A 24,644-nucleotide genomic window follows, 5' to 3' on the forward strand; every position below is an offset into this window, starting at 1 on the left:
AACTACCAAGGTCCTTACCGAGGTTCACTGAACCAGCCGCAGCACGCCGCGCAACGTCAGCTCAACGACACGTCTCCTGGAGGCTCGATGAACGACGCAGCACAGCAGAACCCCGGTATGGCGGAGGGCGACGACGGCTCGCTGAGCCGTCGCTCCGTACTGCGGACCACGGCCGGTGTGGCGGGCGCCGGGCTCGGCCTCGGCGCGCTCGGCACCGGCCCCGCGGCGGCGGCGGAGAGCGGCACGGCCGGTGCGGCAGCGTCGGCGGCGGCCTCGCAGGCCGAAGCGGAGACCGCCGAAGCGCCCGCCCGCAAGGGCAGCACGATGGCCGGGGTGCCCTTCGAGCGGCGCGGCACCGTGCGCGTCGGGATCGTCGGCCTCGGCAATCGCGGCGGCAGCATGATCGACCTCTTTCTCGCCCTCCCCGGAGTCCGGGTCGTCGGCCTCTGCGACCCGGTCAAGGCCAAGACCGAGAGCGCAGCCGCCAAGGTGGTCAAGGCCGGCCAGCCCGCGCCGGCCGTCTACACCAACGGCGAGGACGACTACGAGAACCTGTGCAAGCGTGGCGACATCGACTTCGTCTATGTGGCCACGCCCTGGGACTTCCACTTCGAGATGGCCAAGACCGCCATGCTGAACGGCAAGCACGTCGGCGTGGAGTGTCCGGTCGCCATGCGCCTGGACGAGCTGTGGGAGCTGGTCGACCTCTCCGAGCGCACCAGACGGCACTGCATGCAGTTGGAGAACTGTTGTTACGGCAAGAACGAGATGCGGGTGCTGCGCATGGCGCACGCCGGCAAGTTCGGCGACCTGCTGCACGGCGCGGGCGCGTACAACCACGATCTGCGCGGCCTGATGTTCGACCCGGACTACTACGAAGGTCCCTGGCGGCGGCTGTGGCACACCCGGCTACGCGGCGACCTCTACCCGAACCACGGCTTCGGCCCGGTCTCCAACTACATGGACATCAACCGCGGTGACCGTGTGACGCACATATCCAGTTTCGGCACGCCCGCGCTGGGTCTTGCCGAGTACCGGAAGGCCACCATGCCGCCGGGCGACCCGAGCTGGAAGGAGACGTACATCGAGAGCGACCGTACGATCAGCCTGGTCCAGACGGCGAAGGGACGGGTCATCCGCCTGGAGCACGATGTGTCGACCCCACATCCCTACAGCCGGATCAACAGCCTCGGCGGGACGAAGGGTGTCTTCGAGGACTACCCGTCGCGGATCTATATCGAGCCCGACCACACCGACGACCAGTGGGGCGATTTCGCGAAGTACGCCGACTGGGACCACTGGCTGTGGAAGGAGCACTCCAACCCGCCCGGCGGTCATGGGGGCATGGACTACATCATGATCTTCCGGCTGATGCAGTGCATGCAGCTGGGTCTTGTGCCCGACTTCGATGTGTACGACGCGGCGACCTGGACGGCTCCGGTGCCGCTGAGCCATGCGTCGATCAAGGCGAAGGGCGCACCGCAGCAGATCCCGGACTTCACCCGGGGCGATTGGAAGAAGTCCCGCCCCGGCGTGGACTCGGTCAAGCCCACAGCCTGATGGGGCAGGCGGGGCCCGGCTCGCACAGGCCGGGCCCCGCCCACCTCGACTCGCTTGGGCCGACTCGCCCTTTGCTACAGGAGCCTGGACGTCCTCAGCAGCGCCGCCTGTCCTCGGTCACCACCCCCTGGACCGTCCGCAGAGCGCGGTCGTAGCAGCCCTCGGAGCCGTACAGCCGGTAGCGCTCCGCCGTCGTGCCGACCGCGTGCCGCTGGTCGCGCGGCACATTGGCGGTGTACGTCGCATCACCCGCGTACGCGTCGTCCAGCCGCGACCAAGTCAGCCTCTTCCCGCCCCGGGTGACGACGGTGTCGGCCTTGTCCCCCAGGGTGAGGACGGTACGCAGCCGGTCCCCGGCACCCAGCGTGGTGACGCCGTCCATCGTGTACCTCCGGTGGGTGTCCGTGATCTGCCGCCCGCTTGTCACGGTCTCGTCGTCCCTCCAAGTCCCTTTGAGCGCGTCCTGGTTCTCGCCCTCGGTCCAGCGGTGGACGGAGGCGCCCGCGAGCGCGCGGTTCACGGTTGTCGCGACCCGCCCGTGCGAGGTGTCGAGGTGACCGGCGACGGTGAGCCGGTGTTCGCCCCTGGTGTCGAGCCGGTGTTCGGAACCCGGTGTGTACGTCGTGGAGTTGACGGGTGCGCTCTCCTCGTGGCGGGTCAGTGCGCCGGTGACGACCTCGCTCCCCTCGTCCTGCCACACCAGCACATTGGTGGGAGTGGACCAGCCGGTCTGTCCGGCCGGGACTCCGACGACGGACACCTCGACGCGGTGCGGCCTGCCGTCGTTGAGCTGGGCGGCGAAAGGCGTGAGGTCGTACTGGATGGGCTTGATGTCGAAGGCCCGCGGCCCCGGGATCACGTACCAGAGGAAGGGGTTGGACCAGCCGCCGGTCCACACCGTGGGGAAGGGGGCGGCGATTCCGGCGAGCTGCCCGTCGACCTTGATCTGCACCTCGCGATAGGGGCCGTCGGCGGCCTTGCAGGAGTACGGCGCAGTGTCCGGGACGGTCAGATACCAGTACTCCTCGCAGCCGCCGCCCGATCCGGTGGCGTACACCTCGGCGACGATCCGCTCGGAGTTGCGCGGTGTGGTGAGCGAAGTGCCGTCCAGCGCAAGCACTTTGTCGGGGGCCGCCGCACCCGTCGCAGCGCGCCCGGCGGCGTAGAAGGTCAGCGTGACCGTGACATCGAAGATTCCGGTGTATGTCTCGTTGACGACATTGCCGATGAGCATCTCGACCGGCTGGGCGCCGCGCAGGGTGTCGCTGTAGCGCGTGACGTCCTTCTCCACCGACCAGGCGATGCCGTCCGGCGAAGGCTGCGGGGTGGAGGTGCGCAGAATCTCCACCCCGCCGACCGTGAGATGGCCGAGGCGGTCGTACTGCCGTCCCTTGACGCTTCCTTCGAGCCGCAGCACCACCTTGCTCCAGCGGTCGCCACACCCCTTCGGGGGCGTGTAACTGCCCTTGTACGGCGTGAAATCGCGGAACTGTGCCTCGGCGAGCGTCACTTGGCAGGACTTGGTACCGGGCCGGCCGACGGGCGGTACGGCGGTGACCGGGTCGTGCCAGTCGCTGCCGAACTCCGCCGGAGGATCGTCGGCCGCGGCGGCGGGCCCGGCGCCGAGCAGCGACCCGGCCGCCAGCGCCGGCCCGGCGAGCATGGACATGATCTGTCGTCGTCTCATGCGTCAGGAGTGAAGCGTGCGGCGGGTCCAAAGCACCATGGCGAGTTGTTCGATCTTGGCGTGTTGTATGTCCTGCCGCACAAAAATCGATTGCGGGACGGGGCTCCAAAAGGCGAACCTTGCACGGTTTCCGCCACACCTCGAGCCCTGGGACGTCATGCAGATTCGCGATCTTCCGTATCCCGACCCCGGTGTGGCTGATGCCAGGTCAGGGCCGCGATTCCTGCTGTGGCTGGGGCGGAATCAGCTGGGCGGCCAGCTGAAGTCACTGGCCTGGGGACTGCTCCACTTCTGCGGTGTCGCCGGGCTGCCGCTGGGCGTCGGCCAGGCCGTGCAGGCGGTCGTGGACCGCTCCGGCGGCCGCCTCGCGCTCGCCGGCGCGCTCATCGCGCTGTGCGGCGTGGCGATCACCCTGGGCGACACAATGCTGCACCGCACCGCCGTCACCAACTGGATCACCGCCGCGGCACGCGTCCAGCAGCTCCTCGCGCGCAAGACGGCGGAACTGGGCTCAGCACTGACCCGCCGGGTCGCCGCCGGCGAGGTGGTCGCGGTCTCCACCGGCGACGTCGAGAAGATCGGCTGGTTCGTGGAGGCGGTCTCGCGCTTCGCCGCGGCAGCCATCACGGTGGTCCTGATCTGCGTCGGCCTGGTCCTGTACGAACCGGCACTGGGCGTCGTGGTCGCCGTCGGCGTACCGGTGCTGGCCCTGGCCGTACTGCCGCTGCTCCCGCGGGCCACCCGGCGCGCCGACATCCAGCGCGAAAAGGCCGGCAAGGCCACCGAACTGGCCTCGGACACCGTCGCGGGCCTTCGGGTCCTGCGCGGCATCGGCGGCGAGGAACTGTTCCTCGGCCGCTACCGCCAGGCCTCCCAGGAGGTGCGCAGGGCGGCCGTCCGCAGCGCCCGCATGTGGTCGCTCATCTCGGCGATCCAGGTGCTGCTGCCGGGTCTGCTGCTGATCACGGTGGTCTGGTACGGCGCGGGGCTCGCCCGCGACGGCCGGGTCGAGGTCGGCGAGTTGGTCACCGCCTTCAGCGCGGTCACGCTCCTGATGTACCCGCTGCGGCACTTCGAGGAGATCGCCATGGCGTACTCCTTCTCGCGGCCCTCCGCGCAGCGGGCGGCCCGGGTGCTGTCTCTGGAGCGGACCTCGTACGAGGGCGAGCGCGGCGGCCTCTACGATGCCGCCCTTCCGGCCGGGGACCTGTATGACCCCGCCACCGGTCTGCTCGCCCCGGCGGGCCGGTTCACCGCAGTCGTGTGCGGCGACCCGGACGCGGCCGGGCTGCTCGCCGAGCGGCTTGGCGGTCATGCCGCCGAGGAGGAGAAGAGCCCCTCCGTCCTGCTGGGCGGGGTGGCGCTGGACGACCTGCCGCTCGATGGAGCTCGGACCTGCGTCCTCGTACAGGACAAGGACCCGGTGCTGCTCTCCGGGACGCTGTGGGAGCTGCTGGACGTGCCGGCCTCGGGCGAGGTGAGTGCCGAGGCGGCGCTGCGGGCCGCGCAGTGCGGTGACGTACTGGACGCGCTCTCGCAGGCGTCGGAAGAGGACTCGGGCGACCCGATGCGGACGCGGATCACCGAGCGCGGCCGCTCGCTGTCCGGCGGGCAGCGCCAACGGCTCGCGCTGGCCCGTTCGTTGGTGACCGACCCCGAGGTGCTGGTGCTGGACGAGCCCACGTCGGCCGTGGACTCGCACACGGAGGCGCGGATCGCGCAGGGCGTCAGGGAGCTGCGGGCCGGCCGCACCACGGTCGTGTTCGCCTCCTCACCGCTGCTGCTGGACCGCGCGGACCGGGTGGTGTTCGTGCACGACGCCGAGGTGGCGGCGGTCGGCGTGCACCGCGAACTGCTGTACAGCAACGCCGAATACCGCGCGGTCGTCACCCGCGAGACCGAGGAAGAGCAGCTCGGTGGCATCGATGCCATCGACGCGCTGAAAGCACTGGAAGAGATCGAGGAGTCGGCATGATCGGCGTGGCGTTACCGGCGTACGACCCGGCGGCCCCGGAGGCGGCGGCGACCCTGCCCGTCGGGACCCCGGCGACCGTGCGGGCGTACGTCAGCGAACTGCTGCGGCGGCACCGCAGGGCCTTCGTGCTGCTCGTCTCCGTCAATGCCGTCGCGGTGATCGCCTCGATGGTCGGCCCGTATCTGCTCGGCGGACTCGTCGAGGACCTGGCGGACGGGGCGCGCGAGCTCCATCTGGAGCGCACCGCCGCGTTGTTCGCGCTCGCGCTGGTCGTGCAGACCGTGTTCGTACGGCTGATGCGGCTGCGCGGGGCGATGCTCGGTGAGGAGATGCTGGCCGACCTGCGCGAGGACTTCCTCGTGCGGTCGGTCGGGCTGCCGCCCGGCGTGCTTGAGCGGGCCGGTACGGGTGATCTGCTCTCCCGTATCACCACCGACATCGACCGGCTGGCCAACGCGATGCGCGAGGCCGTGCCGCAGCTGGCGATCGGCGTGGTCTGGGCGGGCCTGCTCATCGGCGCGCTCACGGTGACCGCGCCGCCGCTGGCGCTCGCGGTGCTCGTCGCCGTCCCGGCGCTGGTGATCGGCTGCCGCTGGTACTTCAGGCGGGCGCCGTCCGCGTACCGCTCGGAGGCCGCCGGATACGCGGCGGTCGCCGCCATGCTGGCCGAGACCGTGGACACCGGGCGGACCGTGGAGGCGCACCGCCTCGGCGGACGCCGGGTGGCGCTGTCCGAGCAGCGGATCAAGGAGTGGACCGCATGGGAGCGTTACACGCTCTATCTGCGGTCTGTGCTCTTCCCCGTCATCAACGTGACGCATGTGACGATCCTCTGCTCGGTGCTGCTGATCGGCGGCGTCTTCGTGCTGCAGGGCTGGATCAGTGTCGGGCAGCTGACGACGGGCGCCCTGCTCGCGCAGATGCTGGTCGACCCGGTCAACCTGATCCTGCGCTGGTACGACGAGCTCCAGGTCGCCCAGGTGTCGATCGCCCGGCTGGTCGGCGTACGGGACATCGAACCGGACGCCGGCGACCCGGGCGTGGTGCCGGATGGCCGCAGGGTTCGCGCCGACACGGTGCACTTCGGCTATCGCGAGGGCGTCGACGTGCTGCACCGGGTGACGCTGAACGTCGAACCGGGCACCCGGCTGGCTCTGGTCGGTCCTTCGGGCGCCGGCAAGTCCACGCTCGGGCGGCTGCTCGCGGGCATCTACGCACCGCGCGCGGGGCAGATCACGCTCGGGGGCGCGGAACTGGCCGAGATGCCCGCCGAGCGGGTCCGTGAGCATGTGGCACTGGTCAACCAGGAGCACCACGTGTTCGTGGGCTCCCTGCGCGACAACCTGTTGCTGGCCCGCACGGGCGCGTCGGACGCGGAGTTGTGGGCCGCGCTCGGAGCGGTCGACGCGGACAGCTGGTCGCGGGCGCTGGACGACGGCCTGGACACCGAGGTCGGCTCGGGCGGTCTCGCCCTCACCCCGGCCCAGGCCCAGCAGATCGCCCTCGCCCGGCTGGTCCTCGCGGACCCGCACACGCTGGTCCTGGACGAGGCGACCTCGCTGCTCGACCCGCGCGCGGCCCGCCATCTGGAGCGCTCGCTCTCCCGGGTCCTGGACGGCCGCACGGTGGTGGCCATCGCCCACCGGCTGCACACGGCGCACGACGCGGATGTGATCGCGGTGGTGGAGGAGGGCCAGATCAGCGAACTGGGCAGCCACGACGAACTGGTGGCGGCCGACGGCGCGTACGCGGCGCTGTGGCGGTCCTGGCACGGATGAGGCGGGGGCGGTTCCGGCACGGGTGAGGCGCGCGACGGTTCCGGCACAGTGAAGCGCGCGGCGCCCTCAGAGGTATCCGATCAGATGTATCCGAGGGCCGCCGCGCCGCCCACTCCCCCGAGCAGCATGAACACCGGCATCAGCACCTTCAGCTCCACCCAGCTGCCCGCCCTGAAGCGCATGGCCTTGGGCGGACCCACCGGGTACCAGCGCTTGCGCCCCAACGGGATCGGCCACAGTATCGGGCAGCCCGAGACCGTCAGCGCGTCGCCGATGTCGTGCACCAGCGCGCCCAGCACGATCGGCAGGCCAAGCCACAGATACTCCTGGCCAGGGGCGGTGAACAGCCAGTCCGCGCCGTTGCCCGGCTTGTCGAGGACGCCCGCCAGGATCCACGCGCTCGTCGCGCCGAGCAGCCACACCAGTACGTCGCTGGAGACCCGCGCCGCCCGCCACAGCAGGCCCTCGACCGCGAGCACCAGGTGGATGAAGAGGATCACGAGGACCGCCCAGCGGCCGCCGGTGATCGCCAGCGCGGAGGCGCCCGCGCCGATCAGGACCGCCCACAGCCAGGTGTGGGTGAGCGTGCGGTGGCCGCCGGTCCTGCGCTTGTCGCCCTGTTTCTTCGTCGCTTTGTAGACCGCGTACGACAGCTTGTCGACGACCTCGCACAGTCCGCGCGAGATGGGCCCGAAGGCCCGCGAGATCGTCGCCGCCTTGTGGTCGAGGTCCGGCGCGAGCGCCGCGCCCGCGCAGATAAGCGCTCCGACAACGAGGACCGGCCATGGCATCGAGTGGCCGGCGGCAGCGGTCGCCGCGCCCACCCCCAGCCAGGCAGCCGCCCCGGACAGAGAGTGCGCCGGTCCCATCATGTGTGTTCCCGCCCCATTTGCTCTTGTGGTGAAGCCAGTTGACAGGGCAGCGTATCGCCCCGTGATCTTGCCGTCGCCGTCCGGTTCCCTGATCGGGGGTGAAGACAGGCAAGATGGGGGGCGTGACCCTTATCGATCAGCTGCCGCCGGATGCCGACCCCGATGCCCTCTTCGAAGCCTTCTCGTCATGGGCCGAAGGCCAGGGCATCACGCTCTACCCGGCTCAGGAGGAGGCGCTGATCGAGGTGGTTTCCGGGGCAAATGTGATCCTTTCTACCCCCACCGGCTCAGGTAAGAGCCTCGTCGCCGCGGGCGCGCACTTCACGGCTCTGGCCCAGGACAAGGTCACCTTCTACACCGCGCCGATCAAGGCGCTGGTCTCCGAGAAGTTCTTCGACCTCTGCAAGCTCTTCGGCACCGAGAACGTCGGCATGCTGACGGGCGACGCCTCCGTCAACGCCGACGCTCCGGTCATCTGCTGCACCGCCGAGGTGCTGGCCTCCATCGCCCTCCGCGACGGCAAGCACGCCGACATCGGCCAGGTCGTGATGGACGAGTTCCACTTCTACGCGGAGCCGGACCGCGGCTGGGCCTGGCAGATCCCGCTGCTGGAGCTGCCGCAGGCGCAGTTCATCCTGATGTCGGCGACCCTCGGCGACGTCTCCATGTTCGAGAAGGACCTGACCCGCCGCACCGGCCGCGAGACCTCGGTCGTGCGGTCCGCGACCCGGCCTGTCCCGCTCTCGTACGAGTACGTCACGACGCCCATCACGGAGACCCTGACCGAGCTGCTCGAAACCAGGCAGGCGCCCGTCTATATCGTGCACTTCACTCAGGCCCAGGCGGTCGAGCGCGCGCAGTCGCTGATGAGCATCAACATGTGCACGCGCGAGGAGAAGGACAAGATCGCCGAACTGATCGGCAACTTCCGCTTCACTACCAAGTTCGGGCAGAACCTGTCCCGTTACGTACGCCATGGCATCGGCGTGCACCACGCCGGCATGCTGCCCAAGTACCGCCGTCTGGTCGAAAAGCTCGCGCAAGCAGGCCTGTTGAAGGTCATCTGCGGTACCGACACGCTCGGCGTCGGCGTCAACGTCCCCATCCGCACGGTGCTGTTCACCGCTCTCACCAAGTACGACGGCAATCGCGTACGTACTCTCCGCGCCCGCGAGTTCCATCAGATCGCGGGTCGCGCCGGGCGGGCCGGATTCGACACCGCCGGTTTTGTGGTCGCCCAGGCCCCCGAGCACGTCATCGAGAACGAGAAGGCGCTCGCGAAGGCCGGCGACGACCCGAAGAAGCGCCGCAAGGTGGTCAGGAAGAAGGCTCCCGAGGGCTTCGTCGCCTGGTCGGACACCACGTTCGAGAAGCTGATCGGCTCCGAGCCGGAGCCGCTGACCTCGCGCTTCCGGGTCACCAACATCATGCTGCTCTCGGTGATCGCCCGGCCCGGGAACGCCTTCGAGGCGATGCGCCGCCTCCTCGAGGACAACCACGAGCCGCGCAAGGCGCAGCTGCGCCATATCCGCCGGGCCATCGCCATCTACCGCTCGCTGCTCGACGGCGGGGTGGTCGAGCAGCTGGACAGGCCCGACGCCGAGGGCCGCAGCATCCGGCTCACCGTCGACCTCCAGCAGGACTTCGCGCTGAACCAGCCGCTGTCGACGTTCGCGCTCGCAGCCTTCGACCTGCTCGACCCGGAGTCCCCGTCCTACGCCCTGGACATGGTCTCCGTCGTCGAGTCGACGCTCGACGACCCCCGCCAGATCCTCGCCGCCATGCAGAACAAGGCGCGCGGTGAGGCGGTCGGACAGATGAAGGCGGACGGCATCGAGTACGAGGAGCGCATGGAGCGGCTCCAGGACATCTCGTACCCCAAGCCGCTGGAAGAGCTGCTCTGGCACGCGTACAACGTCTACAAGAAGTCGCACCCGTGGGTCGGTGACCACCCGGTCTCGCCGAAGTCCGTCATCCGTGACATGTACGAACGGGCCCTCACCTTCACGGAGTTCACCTCCTGGTACGAACTCGCACGCACCGAGGGCATCGTGCTGCGCTATCTCGCGAGCGCGTACAAGGCGCTGGAACACACCATCCCGGACGATCTGAAGTCCGAGGATCTCGAGGACCTGATCGCCTGGCTCGGTGAGATGGTGCGGCAGGTCGACTCCAGCCTGCTGGACGAGTGGGAGCAGCTCGCCAACCCGGAGATCGAGACTGCCGAACAGGCCCAGGAGAAGGCCGACCAGGTCAAGCCGGTCACCGCGAACGCCCGCGCCTTCCGTGTACTCGTACGCAACGCCATGTTCCGCCGGGTCGAACTGGCCGCGCTGGACCACGTCCGCGAGCTCGGCGAGCTGGACGCCGAATCCGGCTGGGACGAGGACGCCTGGGGCGAGGCGATGGACAAGTACTGGGACGAGTACGAGGACCTGGGCACCGGGCCGGACGCGCGGGGCCCGAAGCTGCTGCTGATCGAGGAGGACGCGCAGCACGGACTGTGGCGCGTCCGGCAGATCTTCGCCGACCCGAACGGCGACCATGACTGGGGTATCAGCGCGGAGGTCGATCTGGCGGCCTCCGACGAGGAAGGCCGGGCCGTTGTGCGCGTCACCGACGTCGGCCAGCTCTGACACTGGGAACACAGGAGAACACCCGATGACGAACCCGGCCGAGCGCCTGGTCGATCTGCTCGACCTGGAGCAGATCGAGGTCAATATCTTCCGCGGGCGCAGCCCGGAGGAGTCCCTGCAACGGGTCTTCGGCGGGCAGGTGGCGGGCCAGGCACTGGTCGCGGCCGGCCGCACCACCGACGGCGAACGCCCGGTCCACTCGCTGCACGCGTACTTCCTGCGCCCGGGCATCCCAGGGGTGCCGATCGTCTACCAGGTCGAGCGCGTGCGGGACGGCCGGTCGTTCACCACCCGCCGGGTCACGGCGGTGCAGCAGGGCAAGACCATCTTCAATCTGACCGCCTCCTTCCACCGGCCGGAGGAGGGCAGCATCGAGCACCAGCTGCCGCCGCGTCTCGACTTCCCGGACCCCGAGACCCTCCCCACGGTCACCGCGGAGATCCGTGAGCATCTGGGCGCGCTGCCCGAGTCGCTGGAGCGGATGGCCCGCCGCCAGCCCTTCGACATCCGCTATGCCGAGCGGCTGCGCTGGACCCCGGAGGAGATCAAGGAGGCGGACCCGCGCAGCGCGGTATGGATGCGCGCGGTCGGGCCCCTGGGCGACGACCCGCTGGTGCACACTTGCGCGCTGACATACGCGAGCGACATGACGCTCCTCGACGCCGTCCGCATCCCGGTGGAGCCGCTGTGGGGCAGACGCGGCTTCGACATGGCCTCGCTGGACCACGCGATGTGGTTCCACCGGCCCTTCCGCGCGGACGAGTGGTTCCTGTACGACCAGGAGTCGCCGATCGCGACGGGCGGCCGGGGACTGGCGCGCGGCCGTATCTACGACCGCGAGGGCAATCTTCTCGTATCGGTCGTGCAGGAAGGTCTCTTCCGTCCCTGGCGTTCACAATGAACGTCGATTGCCCGTCACTGAGGAGATTTCCATGACCCTGTACGACATCCCGCTGCGCACGCTCGCCGGTGAACCCACCTCGCTCGCCGACTACCAGGGCAAGGCCGTCCTGCTGGTGAACGTCGCCTCCAAGTGCGGGCTGACCCCGCAGTACGGCGGTCTGGAGCGGCTGCAGAAGCAGTACGGCGACCAGGGGTTCAGCGTCCTCGGCGTGCCGTGCAACCAGTTCGCGGGCCAGGAGCCGGGCAGCGCAGAGGAGATCCAGTCCTTCTGCTCGGCGACGTACGGCGTGACCTTCCCGATGCTGGAGAAGACGGATGTGAACGGCGCCGACCGGCACCCGCTGTACGCGGAGCTGACGAAGGTCGCGGACGCCGACGGCGAGGCGGGCGACATCCAGTGGAACTTCGAGAAGTTCCTCATCGGCAAGGACGGCCAGGTCGTGGCCCGGATCCGGCCGACCACAGAGCCTGAGGCCGCGGAGGTCGTCGCCGCGATCGAGGCGCTGCTCGCCGCCTGACCTCGCTGCGGGTCGCCCTTGCCGGGCTGCACGCAATTGCCGGACGGGCTTGATATCAAGCCCGTCCGGCAATTCCGGCAATTAATGACAGAGGCTAACGAATCGGCATCCCCGAGAGGGTTCTGGCGATCACCAGGCGCTGGATCTCGCTGGTGCCCTCGAAGATCGTGTAGATCGCGGCGTCGCGGTGCATGCGCTCCACGGGGTACTCGCGGGTGAAGCCGTTGCCGCCCAGGATCTGGATGGCCTGCGCCGTCACCTTCTTCGCGGTCTCGGACGCGTACAGCTTGGACATGGAGCCCTCGGCGGAGGTGAAGGGCTTGCCCGTCGCCGCCATCCAGGAGGCGCGCCACACCAGCAGCCGCGCGGCGTCGATCTGGGTGCGCATATCGGCCAGTTGGAAGGCGATGCCCTGGTTGTCGATGATCGGGCGGCCGAACTGGCTGCGGGTCGTGGCGTAGTCGAGGGCGACTTCGTACGCAGCGCGGGCGGTGCCCACCGCCATCGCGCCGACGGCCGGGCGGGACGCCTCGAAGGTGGCCATGGCCGCGTTCTTCAGTCGCTCGCCGCCCGCCTTGGTCCTCTCCCGCGCCCGGGCGAGACGCTCGTCGAGCTTCTCCTTGCCGCCGAGCAGGCAGTGCCCGGGGACACGGACATCCTCCAGGACCACCTCGGCGGTGTGGGACGCGCGGATGCCGTGCTTCTTGAACTTCTGGCCCTGCGAGAGGCCGGGGGTCTGCGGCGGGACGATGAAGGAGGCGTGACCCTTGGAGCCGATCTCCGGGTCGACGACGGCGACCACGACGTGGACACCCGCGATGCCGCCGTTGGTCGCCCAGGTCTTGGTGCCGTTCAGCACCCATTCGTCCTTGGCCTCGTCGTAGACCGCGCGGGTGCGCATCGCCCCGACGTCGGAGCCCGCGTCCGGCTCGGAGGAGCAGAAGGCCGCGACCTTGACGTCGTCCACGTCGCCGTACATCTGGGGGATCCAGGTGCCGATCTGCTCCTCGGTGCCGTTCGCGAGGACGCCGACGGCCGCGAGCCCGGTGCCGACGATGGAGAGGGCGATCCCGGCGTCGCCCCAGAAGAGCTCCTCCATCGCCGTCGGGATGCCGAGTCCGGTCGGGTCGAAGAACTGCTGGGCGTAGAAGTCGAGGGAGTAGATTCCCACCTTGGCCGCTTCCTGAATGACCGGCCAGGGGGTTTCCTCACGCTCGTCCCACTCGGCGGCGGCCGGGCGGATCACGTCCTTGGCGAAGCCGTTCAGCCAATCGCGGACCTGCTTCTGGTCGTCGTTGAGTTCGAGCGTGAACTCGGCCATGTTCCCTCCAGCACTGCGGTGACTTCCTGCATGTTACTTGCGGTAACAGAAGTCTGTTACCGGCAAGTAGCGCGTGTCAACCAGCCATGGCCGGTTGACCTGGAACAGCGGTCAGGGTGTTACGTTGCGCAGGCGTCACGCAATCGCTCGGGCGGGGAGACAGAACTATGGAGACCACACAGCAGGCGGCGGGCCAGCAGAAGCCGGCCGACCAGCGGCGCCGGGAGCTGCTCGAAGCGGCGGACCGGGTGGTGCTCCGGGACGGGCCACAGGCCTCCATGAACGCCATCGCCGCGGAGGCGGGCATCACCAAGCCCATCCTGTACCGGCACTTCGGCGACAAGGGCGGCCTGTACCGGGCGCTCGCCAAGCGCCACACGGACGCGCTGCTGGACGCGTTGCGGGCGGCGGTCGACGCGCCGGCGGATCGCCGCGAGCGGGTCGAGGCCACGCTCGACACGTATCTCGCGGCGATCGAAGCACGCCCGCAGGTCTACCGCTTCCTGATGCATCCGGCCGAGGACGCCCAGCCGTCGGAGGCGGGCTTCGACGTCGGCCGCCACTCGGCGCCGCTGCTGCGCCGCCTCGGCGAGGAGCTGGCGAAGGTGATCCACGACCGGGTCGACCTGGGCCCCGACAGCGAGCAGCTGGCGCGGGTGTGGGGCCACGGCATCGTCGGCATGATGCACGCGGCGGGCGACTGGTGGCTCGGCGAACGTCCTTGCTCCCGCGCGGAGTTGGTGCGGAGTCTGGCCGATCTGCTCTGGGGCCGCTTGGCGGCGGCGGGCGACCGTGCGGGCGGCCCCGGCTTCTAGGGGGCCTTGTCAACTGGGGCTCCGCCCAAGACCCCCGCACGCCCTTCGGGCGTTGTCCTCACTCGCCGGACCGGCTTGAATTTCCGCCCGTCCGGCGGAAGTTCAAGCCTCGTGGGGGTCCCCCGGACGAAGTCCGGGGGAGTTTGAGGCGCGGGGCCCGGGGCGGAGCCCCAGTTCGGGAAGGGGGCCGCCGGTTACCAGGCTGCCCTGCGCGCCGCGCGCAGTGTCTTCGCGCGGCGCCAGCCCCTGAGGCGGTCGGGGTAGACCAGCCCCTCCAAGTGGTCGCACTCGTGCTGAAGGCACCGCGCGAAGAAGCCCGTGCCCTCCACCCGCACCGGCGCCCCGTCCGACGTCACGCCCTCCACCACCGCGCGGTCGTAGCGCTCCGTCCCGGCCTCCAGGCCCGGCAGCGAGAGGCAGCCTTCCGGGCCGCGCACCGTGACCCCGTCCGCCTCCACCAGGCGGGGGTTGACGATGTGTCCGAGGTGGCGGACGTCCTCGTCGTCCGGGCAGTCGTAGACGAACACCCTCAGAGGTGTCCCCACCTGGTTCGCCGCGAGGCCCACGCCCTGGGCCGCGTACATCGTCGCGAACATGTCCTCGATGAGCTTGCTCAGCCCGGCGGAGAAGTCGCTGACGGTCTCGCAGGGGGCGTGCAGCACCGGATCTCCGAACAGGCTCATGGCCCTCACGAGTCCGGAACTGCCGGGGATCGGCCGGTTTCGCATGGCCGTAAGCGTACGGTCCCGCGTGACCTCCACGTTTTCCGACGGTGCCGACGTACGGGCGCCCGACCGGACCTCGATAGGCTGGGCCGGACCGATGCAAGGAGGATCAAGGACGATGTCAGGCAACTCGGAGCCCCTGACGCCGCGCGCCAAGCTGGCCGTGACGGCAGGCAAGGCCGCGGCAGCGGTGTCGCGCGCCGCCGGACGTGGCAGCGGATCAGTGATCGGCGGCCGGGTCGCGCTCAAGCTCGACCCCGATCTGCTGGGGCGGCTGGCGCAGCACCTGGACGTCGTCCTCGTGTCGGCGACCAACGGCAAGACCACGACGACCCGGCTGATTGCCGAGGCTCTGCGGGCCAGCGGCCCTGTCGTCTCCAACGCGCTCGGCGCCAATATGCCGGCCGGCATCACTTCGGCACTGGCCGGCGGCTCCGACGCCAAGTTCGGTGTGATCGAGGTCGACGAGAAGTACCTGGCCGGCGTCGCCCGCGATGTGACCCCGAAGGCGATTGCGCTGCTCAACCTCTCGCGCGATCAGCTGGACCGCGCGGCCGAGACCCGGATGCTCGCCGAGAAGTGGCGTGAGGGCCTTGCGGGTACGAAGGCCATGGTCATCGCCAACGCCGACGACCCGCTGATCGTGTGGGCCGCGTCCTCGTCGCCCAATGTGGTGTGGGTGGCCGCCGGCCAGGAGTGGAAGGACGACGCCTGGTCCTGCCCTTCCTGCGGCGGTGTGATGCAGCGCCCCGGCGACGACTGGTTCTGCGGCGAGTGCGGCTTCCGCCGGCCCGCCCCGAGCTGGGTGCTCAGCGGCGACCACGTCCTGGACCCGCACGGATCGGCCTGGCCGATCCACCTCCAGCTGCCGGGCCGCGCCAACAGGGCGAACGCCGCCACCTCCGCCGCGGTCGCCGCCTGCTTCGGCGTGCCGCCGCAGGTCGCCCTGGAGCGCATGTACTCCGTGCAGGCCGTCGCCGGCCGCTATGACGTCGTCTCCTTCCTGAACCGCGATCTGCGCCTGCTGCTGGCGAAGAACCCGGCCGGCTGGCTCGAAACGTTCTCCCTGATCGACCCGCCGCCGACCCCGGTCATCCTCTCGGTCAACGCCCGTGGCGCCGACGGCACGGACACCTCGTGGCTCTGGGACGTCGACTACACCCGGCTCGCCGGCCACCCGATCTTCGTCATCGGCGACCGCAAGCTGGACCTCGCGGTCCGGCTCGAGGTCGCGGGCCTGGACTTCCGGGTGTGCCAGTCCGTCGACGAGGCGGTGCAGCTGGCCCCGCCCGGGCGGATCGAGGCGATCGCCAACTACACCGCTTTCCAGGACCTGCGCCGCCGCGTCGGCAACTGACCGCGGACCCCGAAAAGGACATGAGCATGAGCGACAACAGCCTGCGTCTGGTCTGGGTCTACCCGGACCTGCTCAGCACCTACGGCGACCAGGGCAACGCCCTCGTCGTCGAGCGCCGGGCCCGGCAGCGCGGCCTGGACGTGATGCGTATGGACGTACGCAGCGACCAGCCGGTCCCCACCTCCGGCGACATCTATCTGATCGGCGGCGGCGAGGACCGGCCGCAGCGGCTGGCGGCCGAGCGGCTGCGCCGCGACGGCGGGCTCAGCCGGGCCGCGTCCAACGGCGCGATCATCTTCTCGGTCTGCGCCGGGTACCAGATCCTCGGCCACGAGTTCATCAACGACCTGGGCGAGCGTGAGCCGGGTCTCGGTCTGATCGACGTGGTCTCCACGCGCGGCGAGGGCGAGCGGTGCGTCGGCGACGTACTGGCCGACATCGACCCGCGCTTGGGGCTGCCGCAGCTGACCGGCTTCGAGAACCACCAGGGCATCACGCATCTCGGCCCGACGGCCCGCCCGTTCGCGCGCACGATCCTCGGCCGGGGCAACGGCACGGGCGACGGAACCGAAGGCGCGTACAACGAGACGGTGTTCGGCACCTACATGCACGGTCCCGTGATGGCCCGCAACCCGCAGGTCGCGGACCTGCTGCTGAAGCTGGCCCTCGATGTGAACGCGCTGCCGCCGACAGACGACCGGTGGTACGAGTCGCTGCGGGCCGAGCGCATCGCAGCCGCGACCCAGCCCGCCTGACAGTCGGTCGCGTCCACCCCTCGGACGCCCGGTTCGGCCCCGTCACCCCGCGCCGGTAGGGTGGCGGGGATCGAGCCGGACGACGTGGTCCGGAAGTCGGCCCACGTTGCAAAGGTATTTCGGGCTATGCGCATTGGTGTGCTCACCTCCGGCGGCGACTGCCCCGGTCTGAACGCCGTCATCCGTTCCGTCGTGCACCGCGCCGTCGTCGACCACGGCGACGAGGTCATCGGCTTCCACGACGGCTGGAAGGGCCTTCTGGAGTGCGACTACCGCAAGCTCGACCTTGACGCGGTGGGTGGCATCCTGGCCCGCGGCGGCACGATTCTCGGCTCCTCCCGAGTCCAGCCGGCTCATCTGCGCGACGGTGTGGAGCGGGCCAAGGGACATGTCGCCGAGCTGGGGCTCGACGCGATCATCCCGATCGGCGGCGAAGGCACCCTCAAGGCCGCCAACCTCCTCTCCGAGAGCGGGCTGCCGATCGTCGGCGTACCTAAGACCATCGACAACGACATAGCGTCGACCGACGTCACCTTCGGTTTCGACACCGCCGTCGGAGTCGCCACCGAGGCGCTCGACCGGCTGAAGACCACCGCCGAATCGCACCAGCGTGTGCTGATCGTCGAGGTCATGGGGCGGCACACCGGCTGGATCGCGCTGCACTCCGGCATGGCGGCGGGCGCGCACGCCATCGTCGTCCCGGAGCGGCCGTTCGACATCGCAGAGCTGACCGAGCGGGTCGGTGAGCGTTTCTCGGCGGGCAAGAAGTTCGCGATCGTCGTGGTCGCGGAGGGCGCCAAGCCGCGCGAGGGCTCGATGGAGTTCAACGAGGGCGGCAAGGACATCTACGGGCACGAGCGCTTCGCGGGCGTGGCCCAGCAGCTCTCTGTCGAGCTGGAGCAGCGACTCGGCAAGGAAGCCCGTGCGGTGATCCTCGGCCACGTCCAGCGCGGCGGTACCCCGACCGCGTACGACCGTGTCCTCGCCACCCGCTTCGGCTGGCATGCCGTGGAGGCCGCGCACCGCGGTGAGTTCGGCATGATGACGGCGCTGCGCGGCACGGACATCACGATGGTGCCGCTGGCCCAGGCCGTGGAGACGCTGAAGACCGTCCCGGCCGAGCGGTACGCCGAGGCCGAGTGCGTGCTCTGACACCGCGAACATCCGAGTCGCGAATAACCGAGTCACGCATATCTGAAATCGCGCATATCTGAACGAACTGCCCCCGGTCGCAGGCGCGGCCGGGGGCAGTTCTACTCTGGTCCGGACAAGCGGACAACCCAGTACGAAGCAGGAGCCGTCGGATGGATCACAGCGGGCACGGCATGACGATGGATCTGCCGCCGTTCACGCTGGGGCGGGGGCTCGAACTCTCACCGGACCCCTTCTTCCTCATCGGCTGTCTGCTCGGGCTCGGTCTGTACGGCTGGGGCGTGCTGCGACTGCGCAGGCGCGGCGACAGCTGGCCGGTCAGCCGTACCGTCCTGTTCACCGTCGGTGTGCTGAGCGTGGCGCTGGTGATGTGCACCAAGCTCAATGACTACGGCATGGTCATGTTCAGCGTGCACATGGTGCAGCACATGGTGATCAGCATGATCTCCCCCATCATGCTGCTGCTCGGCGCGCCGGTGACGCTGGCGCTGCGCGCGCTGCCGGTCGCCTCGCGCCGCGGCAGCAAGGGTCCGCGTGAGCTGCTGCTCGCCCTGCTGCACAGCCGCTACATGCGGATCGTCACGCACCCCGTCTTCACGATCCCGCTCTTCATCGCGAGCCTGTACGCGCTCTACTTCACGCCCCTGTTCGACTTCCTGATGGAGTCCAAGACCGGGCATGTGGCGATGATGGTGCACTTCCTGGCGGTCGGCCTGGTGTTCTTCTGGCCGATCATGGGCGTGGACCCGGGGCCGCACCGGCCCGGCTATGTGATGCGGATGCTGGAGCTCTTCGCGGGGATGCCGTTCCACGCCTTCTTCGGCATCGCGTTGATGATGGCGACCGAACCGATGATCAAGGCGTACCAGAATCCGCCGGCCTCGCTCGGCATCGACGCGCTCTCCGACCAGAACGCGGCCGGCGGCATCGCCTGGGCGTTCAGCGAGATCCCTTCCGTGCTGGTGCTGGTCGCGCTGGTCTTCCAGTGGTACCGCTCCGAGCAGCGGGAGGCGAGGCGCATGGACCGTGCCGCGGACCGGGACGGCGACAAGGATCTCGCGGCGTACAACGCGTATCTCGCCTCGCTCCAAGCGCGCGGACAGTAGCCGGGCAGTAGCGCAAGGCCCTCCTCACGGGTGACGATGAGCTCTGACGGCCGCGGCCGTCGGAGGAGGGCGCGCATGTCCGGATCCACGAAGGCGATGGGAGTGCTCACCGTCGGGGCCCTGGTGGTCGTGACGGCCTACACGGCGGCACTCGGAAGCAATGGCTGGCTCTGGTTCGGCTGGGTGGTTCTCGGCCTGGTGACGATCGGGGTGATCGCTTCGCGCGGAAACTGAGGCGGCGTGCCGGGCAGGCTGCTCCGAACGGAAGCAGCGGATTCAGAAGTGGAAGACTTCTCCGGTCGCCGCGTCGAGTTCGCACGCGTTGGCATACGTCTTGTGCCACTGGGTGGGTCTGCCTCGCCAGGTGCCGGTGGCCCCGACCGTGACCGGGTCGAACTTGTCGGTACACGGATGCGGATTGCCGGGCAGCCGGTCCAGATCCCCGCGCGCGGCGGCGAGCTCCCCGCAGGCGGCGACGGGATTGGGGTGCGCCCCGCCGGGCACCGGCCAACAGTGCAGCAGGACCCCGCGGATCCAGGTGTTCTGGCTGCCGGACACGGTCAGGAACAGGCCCCGCGGCGCGGTGGGCTTGTCGCCGACCGCGTGGGCGGGAACGGCTGCGACGAGGGTGAACAGGGCGGCTGCGGCGAACGTGGCGCTGCGGTGCATCCGGTGCTCCTGGCTCTCGAGGGCCCGACGCAGAGGTCGGGCCGGGGAGATGGCCAGGGCACCTGTCGATGCCGGCGCGGACAAGGCGCCGCGCGGCCGGGTAGCGCGTACGGGCGGGTGTTTCGCCCGTACGGCCCCTTCGTCAGCCGACTGCCGCGACGCGGACGCGATCCCGCTCCCGGATGTTCTCCGGCGCGGCCGGGCCCGGCTCCCGCCGCAGCGGAGTGTTCGGCGGCAGCCGCTTGAACTCACGCGTGGGCAGCATCGGGACAGGCGCGGCCCGCAGGATGTGCTGGACCTCCTTGACGCGCCTGCTGAACCAGATCACCTTGCCGGTGGCGGTGCCGCATGTGCCCCAGCTGTCACTGAGGAACGCGACGGTGGCGAGCCCGCCCTTATTCGGGCAGGAACTGGTCACCCGCGGCATCCGGCGGTCCTTGTCCGCCACGGACGCGATCAGGTGCCTTCCCGTCCAGCGCACCTCCACCACGCATGTCTTGTCGCCCTCGACGTGCTGGACGACGTTGCCGACGAGCTCGTCGACAGCGCGGCAGACCGGTGTGATGTGGTGCTCGAGGCTCCAGTACCGAAGGTGCGCTGCCAGAATGCGCCGGATCTGGGGAATCCGCTCTGTGGATGCCTGCACTTCCAAGGTGTAGCGGCAGGCGGTCGTGACGTGCATGACCGTTGCTCCTCACCGCGACCTGGTCACCTCTTCGGCTGCGGACCCCCGAGTGCGAAGAGTGAGCGCATGTCGCTTCTGGGTCACACACCAGAGTGACCGGGGGTGCCCAAGACCGCAACACGTCGCCCGTCCGGAGCAAGCCGGCCGCCCCGGCATGGGCCGGTTCAGGAGCTGAGTGAGCGTGCCGTCATCGGCATCCTGGGCACCTGATGGCCGCCGCTTGCGATCATCCGTACCTCCCCCCGGTCGCTGATCTCCGCGCGTACGATCCCCGTTTCGTCCTCGTAGATCGGATACCCGCCCGCTCCCGCCTTGTCGGTGCGCCGGACGATCACGACGTCGTCCTCCACGGCGGGCGCCTGAAATATCAACTCGTAGCTTTCTGGGTATTCCATGGGAGCCTCCCGACTTCTTCCATCGTCGGCCACCTCCGCCGAGTCGGCGCGCCCGGCGGCTCGAATCGGCCGCGTATTCCGATGTGCGGGTCGTCCCGCTGGTAGGACACTGGGGATATGGCTACAAAGGCAGTCCTTGAGGGTGGCCCGGACGACCTGCGCGAGCGGATCGTTCCGATCACCCCTCCCGGACAAGAGCTGAAGATTCCGCACCGCGGCGGGTACGAGCACTTCAAGATCACTTCGCGGCATCAGGACAGCCCGGAGGGACGCCTGCCTGTCTACGAGTGGTGGGAACGGACCGAGATCGCCGAGTGACCTCAACCGCCTGCGTCCCCGAGGGCAGCCAGCCGGCGGCGGGCAGGGGCCAGTGAGCGACCGCGGCGCAGGGCGTCCTGCCAGGGGTCGCTGTCCAGGCGGTCCGTGACGGTCTTCATCGTCCAGCGGCCGGCGTCGAGGTCCGGATCGTCGACCTCCGGCCAGGCAAGCGGCGTGGCGACAGGAGCGCCGGGGCGGGCCCGTACGGCGTAGGGCGCGACGGCCGTCTGACCGTAGGCGTTGCGCTGGACGTCGAGGTAGAGGCGACCACGCCGGGCCTGCTTCCGTGGTGCGGTGGTGAGGGCGTCGGGGTGACGTGCGGCGAGCAGTTCGGCCACATCGCGGGCGAAGTCGCGTACGTCGTCGAAGGGGGCGCGGCGGTCCAGGGGCACCACGACGTGCAGTCCGCGGGAGCCGGTCGTCATCACGGCCGACGGCAGCTTCAGTTCGTCCAGCAGCTGGTGCAGCGCCCCGGCGGCTTCGCGTACGGGAGTGAAGTCGTCCCCGGGTGGGTCGAGGTCGAACACCAGCCGGTCGGGGTGGTCCGGGCGGTCGGCCCTGGACAGCCAGCGGTGCGGTGTGATGCACGCCTGGTCGGCGAGGTAGAGCAGGGTGGCCGTGTCGTCGCAGAGCACGTACGTGACGGTGCCGTCCTCCTTGGGCAGTTCGGCCCGGTGGATCCAGTCGGGGAAGTGGCCGGGCACGTCCTTGTGCATGAACGACTGGCCGTCGATTCCGTCCGGGTGGCGCTCCATCATCAGCGGCCGCCCGCGCAGCTGCGGCAGCATGCGCCGGGCGACGGTGCGGTAGTACTCCGCGAGGTCGGCCTTGGTGATTCCCTCGCCGGGGAACAGCACCTTGTCCGGCCGGTTGATCCGTACGGTGCGGCGCCCGGCGGGTACGTCCAGTGCGGGGCTCATCGGGGTCCTCCCACGGGTTGCTCTCGGGCCACGTCAGCGGCGCGTTTGTCGTCGCGCAGTCCCAGGAATCGGGGGTGGCGCAGCATGCCGGGTGCGTGTCCACTCGGTGAAATCCGATCTGCGCGACCAGTTCCGGTCGCACCCAGTGCACTGCTCGTTCCCGGATCTCGTCGTCGAACGGGGAGCGGTCCTGCTGGAGGCCGTCGAGACGGTGGCGCAGGTCGATGAGGGTCTTGGTGTGGCGATCCAGCAGTGCTCATCACGAGCACTTCGCCGTGACGGGCCCTGGCAGCGGGCCCGGGTGGGGGCGCCGGTTCCATCGGCTCTGCCGATCATTCCTGCCGGGCGAGTGCCCAGGCCCGCCGTCGGCAAACGGCAGCAGCACGGGTCCCCGCCGGGCCACCGGCGGCGGTCCTTCACACGGCTCACGGACGGCGACCGGGGCCCGGTGGCGGTCGGGGCCCGGTGACGGTCGGGGCGGCGTTGCTGGGCGCGTGGATGCCGCTCAGGACGCCTGACATGACGTCAGGAGGGCCGGATCGAGTCAGGATGTGTCTGATCGCAGACGCTTACACGTAGCGATCCTGCACTTACACTGATCCCTCCCGGCATGCCTGATGACCTGGCACAACGTGGCCCTGGAGCCGGTCCCGCGGAGTGAGGAGCGCCCCCCGTGTTCTACTACGTGCTCAAATACGTCATTCTGGGGCCGCTGTTGCGGTTGCTGTTCCGGCCCAGGATCGAGGGACTCGAGCACATCCCGGCCGAGGGCGCTGCGATCGTCGCGGGCAATCATCTGTCGTTCTCGGACCACTTCCTGATGCCGGCGATCATCAAACGGCGTATCACCTTCCTCGCGAAGGCTGAGTACTTCACCGGGCCGGGAATGAAAGGCAGGCTGACCGCGGCGTTCTTCCACAGCGCCGGGCAGATCCCGGTGGACCGCTCCGGCAAGGAGGCCGGGAAGGCGGCGATCCGCGAGGGGCTGGGCGTGCTGAGCAAGGGTGAGCTGCTGGGGATCTATCCCGAGGGCACGCGCTCGCACGACGGCAGGCTCTACAAGGGCAAGGTCGGCGTCGCCGTGATGGCACTCAAGGCGCAGGTGCCGGTGGTGCCGTGCGCGATGGTCGGGACGTTCGAGATCCAGCCACCGGGGCAGGTCCTGCCGAAGATCAAGCGGGTCACCGTGCGGTTCGGGGAGCCGCTGGACTTCTCGCGTTATGCGGGAATGGAGAACGAGAAGGCGGCGATCCGCGCCGTCACCGACGAGATCATGTACGCGATTCTCGACCTGTCCGGCCAGGAGTACGTGGACCGTTACGCAGCCGACGTCAAGGCGGAGCTGGAGCAGCCGAAGAAGTTCCCGCGGCGCAGAAGCTGAGAGCGGATCCGCGCTCGGCGAACTTCTCTGGGCCCGGCGTCCGGCGCCCGCCTAGCGTGCCTCCCATGACCACGAGAAGCGCAGTTGTGCTGGGAGCGACCGGCCAGGTGGGGCGGGCCGCGGTGCGCGCGCTCGCCGCGGACGGCTGGGAGGTGCGGGCGGTTTCGCGCCGCGGCGGCCGCGACGAGGACTGGCCCGGCGAGGTGCGGGCAGTGCGGGCCGACCGGGAGGACGATGCGGCGCTGGCCGCCGTGCTCGGCGACGGCTGTGACGTGTTGGTGGACATGGTGGCGTACGGACCGGGCCACGCACGGCAGTTGAAGAGCCTCGCGGACCGGATCGGCTCGGCGGTGGTGATCTCGAGCGGCGCGGTGTACGAGGACGACCAGGGCCGCAGCTTCGACACCCAGGACGAACCCGACGGCTTTCCGGCCTACCCGGTGCCTATCCCGGAGACGCAGCCCACCGTGGCGCCCGGGGAGGCGAGCTACGGCACCCGGAAGGTGGCTCTGGAGCGGGATCTGCTGGCGGCTGGCGCCGGGCTGCCGACGACGCTGCTGCGCGCGGGCGCGATCCACGGACCGCACTGCCGTGGTCCGCGCGAACTGTACTTCGTGAAGCGGGCGCTGGACCGGCGGCCGGTGCGCATCCTCGCGTACAACGGGCAGTCGCGCTTCCACCCCGTCCATGTCGGCAATCTCGCCGAGTTGATCCGGCTGGCGGCGGCGAAGCCGGGCTCGCGGGTGCTCAACGCCGGTGATCCGGACGTGCCGACGGTCCGGGAGATCAGCGCGGGAGTGGATGCGGCGCTCGGTGTGACGAGCGAGACCGTCCTCGTCGACGGACCGGCGCCGGTGGGGACGGTGGGGCTCACCCCGTGGGGGTTGGACCGTCCGATCGTGTACGACATGACGGCGGCCGAGCGGGAGTTGGGCTACCGGGCCGTCACGAGCTATGCCGCAGCTCTGCCGGCGACCGTCGAGTGGCTGGCCCGGCAGCTCGACGGCCGGCACTGGCGCGAGATCTTCAGTGGGCTCGTCAAGTACGAGGACGACTGGTTCGACTACGCGGCGGAGGACTCCTGGCTGAAGGCAACGCGGTGAGCCGGTCCGGACG

General features: G+C 69.8%; 23 protein-coding genes. 15 read left to right on the forward strand and 8 right to left on the reverse strand.

Annotated elements, in window-relative coordinates:
- Window positions 1-87: 87 nt before the first annotated feature.
- Window positions 88-1,560 (forward strand): Gfo/Idh/MocA family protein, encoded by a 1,473-nt coding sequence (locus ACZ3H8_RS18260; protein WP_467402902.1) that lies wholly within the window; start codon window positions 88-90, stop codon window positions 1,558-1,560.
- A 94-nt stretch (window positions 1,561-1,654) separates the two neighbouring features.
- Here the strand turns inward: ACZ3H8_RS18260 and ACZ3H8_RS18265 are convergent, their stop codons facing one another.
- Entirely contained in the window at window positions 1,655-3,247 is a 1,593-nt protein-coding gene (locus ACZ3H8_RS18265; RefSeq protein WP_467402905.1) for a peptide-N4-asparagine amidase, read from the reverse strand.
- Between the two features lie 157 nt (window positions 3,248-3,404).
- Here ACZ3H8_RS18265 and ACZ3H8_RS18270 point away from each other — a divergent pair, with 157 nt between their 5' ends.
- Window positions 3,405-5,222: an ABC transporter transmembrane domain-containing protein gene (locus ACZ3H8_RS18270; RefSeq protein WP_467402907.1), complete on the forward strand. Its 1,818-nt coding sequence runs from the start codon at window positions 3,405-3,407 to the stop codon at window positions 5,220-5,222.
- Entirely contained in the window at window positions 5,219-7,000 is a 1,782-nt protein-coding gene (locus ACZ3H8_RS18275; RefSeq protein ID WP_467402909.1) for an ABC transporter ATP-binding protein, read from the forward strand. Before ACZ3H8_RS18270 ends, ACZ3H8_RS18275 begins: the two co-directional genes overlap by 4 nt.
- Before the next feature lie 80 nt (window positions 7,001-7,080).
- Here the strand turns inward: ACZ3H8_RS18275 and ACZ3H8_RS18280 are convergent, their stop codons facing one another.
- On the reverse strand, window positions 7,081-7,872 hold the full coding sequence (locus tag ACZ3H8_RS18280; RefSeq protein ID WP_467402912.1) for a metal-dependent hydrolase: 792 nt from the start codon (window positions 7,870-7,872) through the stop codon (window positions 7,081-7,083).
- Between the two features lie 122 nt (window positions 7,873-7,994).
- On the opposite strand from ACZ3H8_RS18280, the gene ACZ3H8_RS18285 reads away from it, so the two are divergent.
- From ACZ3H8_RS18285 to ACZ3H8_RS18295, 3 genes are read left to right on the forward strand one after another with little or no spacing between them, the layout of a single operon-like run.
- Window positions 7,995-10,508 (forward strand): DEAD/DEAH box helicase, encoded by a 2,514-nt coding sequence (locus ACZ3H8_RS18285; RefSeq protein ID WP_467402914.1) that lies wholly within the window; start codon window positions 7,995-7,997, stop codon window positions 10,506-10,508.
- Between the two features lie 25 nt (window positions 10,509-10,533).
- On the forward strand, window positions 10,534-11,409 hold the full coding sequence (locus ACZ3H8_RS18290; RefSeq protein WP_467402915.1) for an acyl-CoA thioesterase: 876 nt from the start codon (window positions 10,534-10,536) through the stop codon (window positions 11,407-11,409).
- A gap of 31 nt (window positions 11,410-11,440) precedes the next feature.
- Window positions 11,441-11,929, forward strand: a complete 489-nt coding sequence (locus ACZ3H8_RS18295) for a glutathione peroxidase (RefSeq protein WP_467402918.1) — start codon at window positions 11,441-11,443, stop codon at window positions 11,927-11,929.
- Between the two features lie 94 nt (window positions 11,930-12,023).
- Here the strand turns inward: ACZ3H8_RS18295 and ACZ3H8_RS18300 are convergent, their stop codons facing one another.
- Window positions 12,024-13,250 carry an acyl-CoA dehydrogenase family protein gene (locus ACZ3H8_RS18300; RefSeq protein WP_467402919.1) on the reverse strand — a complete coding sequence of 409 codons (1,227 nt, stop codon included), beginning with the start codon at window positions 13,248-13,250 and terminating at the stop codon, window positions 12,024-12,026.
- Between the two features lie 167 nt (window positions 13,251-13,417).
- Between ACZ3H8_RS18300 and ACZ3H8_RS18305 the strand changes: the two genes are divergently transcribed.
- Window positions 13,418-14,065, forward strand: a complete 648-nt coding sequence (locus ACZ3H8_RS18305; RefSeq protein ID WP_467402922.1) for a TetR/AcrR family transcriptional regulator — start codon at window positions 13,418-13,420, stop codon at window positions 14,063-14,065.
- Window positions 14,066-14,259: 194 nt separating this feature from the next.
- Here ACZ3H8_RS18305 and def read toward each other — a convergent pair whose 3' ends face one another.
- The gene (gene def / locus ACZ3H8_RS18310) at window positions 14,260-14,793 is read right to left on the reverse strand and encodes a peptide deformylase (protein WP_467402924.1); all 534 of its coding nucleotides are present in this window, start codon (window positions 14,791-14,793) and stop codon (window positions 14,260-14,262) included.
- 115 nt (window positions 14,794-14,908) lie between these two features.
- Here def and ACZ3H8_RS18315 point away from each other — a divergent pair, with 115 nt between their 5' ends.
- From ACZ3H8_RS18315 to ACZ3H8_RS18335, 5 genes are all read left to right on the forward strand, one after another.
- Window positions 14,909-16,147, forward strand: coding sequence for a MurT ligase domain-containing protein (locus tag ACZ3H8_RS18315; protein WP_467402926.1), 1,239 nt, complete (start codon window positions 14,909-14,911; stop codon window positions 16,145-16,147).
- Window positions 16,148-16,173: 26 nt separating this feature from the next.
- Window positions 16,174-16,902: a type 1 glutamine amidotransferase gene (locus ACZ3H8_RS18320; RefSeq protein WP_398986082.1), complete on the forward strand. Its 729-nt coding sequence runs from the start codon at window positions 16,174-16,176 to the stop codon at window positions 16,900-16,902.
- Window positions 16,903-17,028: 126 nt separating this feature from the next.
- A complete protein-coding gene (locus tag ACZ3H8_RS18325) occupies window positions 17,029-18,054 on the forward strand; it encodes a 6-phosphofructokinase (RefSeq protein WP_467402929.1) in 1,026 nt (341 codons plus the stop codon).
- Window positions 18,055-18,206: 152 nt separating this feature from the next.
- Entirely contained in the window at window positions 18,207-19,160 is a 954-nt protein-coding gene (locus ACZ3H8_RS18330) for a cytochrome c oxidase assembly protein (protein WP_467402930.1), read from the forward strand.
- A gap of 75 nt (window positions 19,161-19,235) precedes the next feature.
- On the forward strand, window positions 19,236-19,394 hold the full coding sequence (locus ACZ3H8_RS18335; RefSeq protein WP_467402933.1) for a hypothetical protein: 159 nt from the start codon (window positions 19,236-19,238) through the stop codon (window positions 19,392-19,394).
- Window positions 19,395-19,436: 42 nt separating this feature from the next.
- On the opposite strand, the gene ACZ3H8_RS18340 is transcribed toward ACZ3H8_RS18335, so the two are convergent.
- From ACZ3H8_RS18340 to ACZ3H8_RS18350, 3 genes are all read right to left on the reverse strand, one after another.
- On the reverse strand, window positions 19,437-19,829 hold the full coding sequence (locus tag ACZ3H8_RS18340) for an SSI family serine proteinase inhibitor (RefSeq protein ID WP_467402935.1): 393 nt from the start codon (window positions 19,827-19,829) through the stop codon (window positions 19,437-19,439).
- A gap of 142 nt (window positions 19,830-19,971) precedes the next feature.
- Window positions 19,972-20,511 carry an ATP-binding protein gene (locus ACZ3H8_RS18345; protein ID WP_467402936.1) on the reverse strand — a complete coding sequence of 180 codons (540 nt, stop codon included), beginning with the start codon at window positions 20,509-20,511 and terminating at the stop codon, window positions 19,972-19,974.
- 167 nt (window positions 20,512-20,678) lie between these two features.
- Window positions 20,679-20,909 (reverse strand): DUF6296 family protein, encoded by a 231-nt coding sequence (locus ACZ3H8_RS18350; RefSeq protein WP_467402939.1) that lies wholly within the window; start codon window positions 20,907-20,909, stop codon window positions 20,679-20,681.
- 117 nt (window positions 20,910-21,026) lie between these two features.
- Between ACZ3H8_RS18350 and ACZ3H8_RS18355 the strand changes: the two genes are divergently transcribed.
- A complete protein-coding gene (locus ACZ3H8_RS18355) occupies window positions 21,027-21,227 on the forward strand; it encodes a DUF5988 family protein (RefSeq protein ID WP_398986093.1) in 201 nt (66 codons plus the stop codon).
- A 2-nt stretch (window positions 21,228-21,229) separates the two neighbouring features.
- On the opposite strand, the gene ligD is transcribed toward ACZ3H8_RS18355, so the two are convergent.
- Entirely contained in the window at window positions 21,230-22,147 is a 918-nt protein-coding gene (gene ligD, locus ACZ3H8_RS18360; RefSeq protein WP_467402940.1) for a non-homologous end-joining DNA ligase, read from the reverse strand.
- Between the two features lie 673 nt (window positions 22,148-22,820).
- Here ligD and ACZ3H8_RS18365 point away from each other — a divergent pair.
- Both ACZ3H8_RS18365 and ACZ3H8_RS18370 read left to right on the forward strand, forming a co-directional pair.
- Window positions 22,821-23,528, forward strand: coding sequence for a lysophospholipid acyltransferase family protein (locus tag ACZ3H8_RS18365; RefSeq protein WP_467402943.1), 708 nt, complete (start codon window positions 22,821-22,823; stop codon window positions 23,526-23,528).
- A 65-nt stretch (window positions 23,529-23,593) separates the two neighbouring features.
- On the forward strand, window positions 23,594-24,631 hold the full coding sequence (locus ACZ3H8_RS18370; protein WP_467402944.1) for an NAD-dependent epimerase/dehydratase family protein: 1,038 nt from the start codon (window positions 23,594-23,596) through the stop codon (window positions 24,629-24,631).
- Window positions 24,632-24,644: the final 13 nt, after the last annotated feature.

Source organism: Streptomyces sp. NPDC002868 (assembly GCF_055563295.1).

Excerpts from the sequence above, each read along its gene's own strand:
- ACZ3H8_RS18260 (WP_467402902.1), top strand. The coding sequence starts at position 88 with ATGAACGACGCAGCACAGCAGAACCCCGGTATGGCGGAGGGCGACGAC.
- ACZ3H8_RS18265 (WP_467402905.1), bottom strand. The coding sequence starts at position 3,247 with ATGAGACGACGACAGATCATGTCCATGCTCGCCGGGCCGGCGCTGGCG.
- ACZ3H8_RS18270 (WP_467402907.1), top strand. The coding sequence starts at position 3,405 with ATGCAGATTCGCGATCTTCCGTATCCCGACCCCGGTGTGGCTGATGCC.
- ACZ3H8_RS18275 (WP_467402909.1), top strand. The coding sequence starts at position 5,219 with ATGATCGGCGTGGCGTTACCGGCGTACGACCCGGCGGCCCCGGAGGCG.
- ACZ3H8_RS18280 (WP_467402912.1), bottom strand. The coding sequence starts at position 7,872 with ATGATGGGACCGGCGCACTCTCTGTCCGGGGCGGCTGCCTGGCTGGGG.
- ACZ3H8_RS18290 (WP_467402915.1), top strand. The coding sequence starts at position 10,534 with ATGACGAACCCGGCCGAGCGCCTGGTCGATCTGCTCGACCTGGAGCAG.
- ACZ3H8_RS18295 (WP_467402918.1), top strand. The coding sequence starts at position 11,441 with ATGACCCTGTACGACATCCCGCTGCGCACGCTCGCCGGTGAACCCACC.
- ACZ3H8_RS18300 (WP_467402919.1), bottom strand. The coding sequence starts at position 13,250 with ATGGCCGAGTTCACGCTCGAACTCAACGACGACCAGAAGCAGGTCCGC.
- ACZ3H8_RS18305 (WP_467402922.1), top strand. The coding sequence starts at position 13,418 with ATGGAGACCACACAGCAGGCGGCGGGCCAGCAGAAGCCGGCCGACCAG.
- def (WP_467402924.1), bottom strand. The coding sequence starts at position 14,793 with ATGCGAAACCGGCCGATCCCCGGCAGTTCCGGACTCGTGAGGGCCATG.
- ACZ3H8_RS18315 (WP_467402926.1), top strand. The coding sequence starts at position 14,909 with ATGTCAGGCAACTCGGAGCCCCTGACGCCGCGCGCCAAGCTGGCCGTG.
- ACZ3H8_RS18320 (WP_398986082.1), top strand. The coding sequence starts at position 16,174 with ATGAGCGACAACAGCCTGCGTCTGGTCTGGGTCTACCCGGACCTGCTC.
- ACZ3H8_RS18325 (WP_467402929.1), top strand. The coding sequence starts at position 17,029 with ATGCGCATTGGTGTGCTCACCTCCGGCGGCGACTGCCCCGGTCTGAAC.
- ACZ3H8_RS18330 (WP_467402930.1), top strand. The coding sequence starts at position 18,207 with ATGGATCACAGCGGGCACGGCATGACGATGGATCTGCCGCCGTTCACG.
- ACZ3H8_RS18335 (WP_467402933.1), top strand. The coding sequence starts at position 19,236 with ATGTCCGGATCCACGAAGGCGATGGGAGTGCTCACCGTCGGGGCCCTG.
- ACZ3H8_RS18340 (WP_467402935.1), bottom strand. The coding sequence starts at position 19,829 with ATGCACCGCAGCGCCACGTTCGCCGCAGCCGCCCTGTTCACCCTCGTC.
- ACZ3H8_RS18345 (WP_467402936.1), bottom strand. The coding sequence starts at position 20,511 with ATGCACGTCACGACCGCCTGCCGCTACACCTTGGAAGTGCAGGCATCC.
- ACZ3H8_RS18350 (WP_467402939.1), bottom strand. The coding sequence starts at position 20,909 with ATGGAATACCCAGAAAGCTACGAGTTGATATTTCAGGCGCCCGCCGTG.
- ACZ3H8_RS18355 (WP_398986093.1), top strand. The coding sequence starts at position 21,027 with ATGGCTACAAAGGCAGTCCTTGAGGGTGGCCCGGACGACCTGCGCGAG.
- ligD (WP_467402940.1), bottom strand. The coding sequence starts at position 22,147 with ATGAGCCCCGCACTGGACGTACCCGCCGGGCGCCGCACCGTACGGATC.
- ACZ3H8_RS18370 (WP_467402944.1), top strand. The coding sequence starts at position 23,594 with ATGACCACGAGAAGCGCAGTTGTGCTGGGAGCGACCGGCCAGGTGGGG.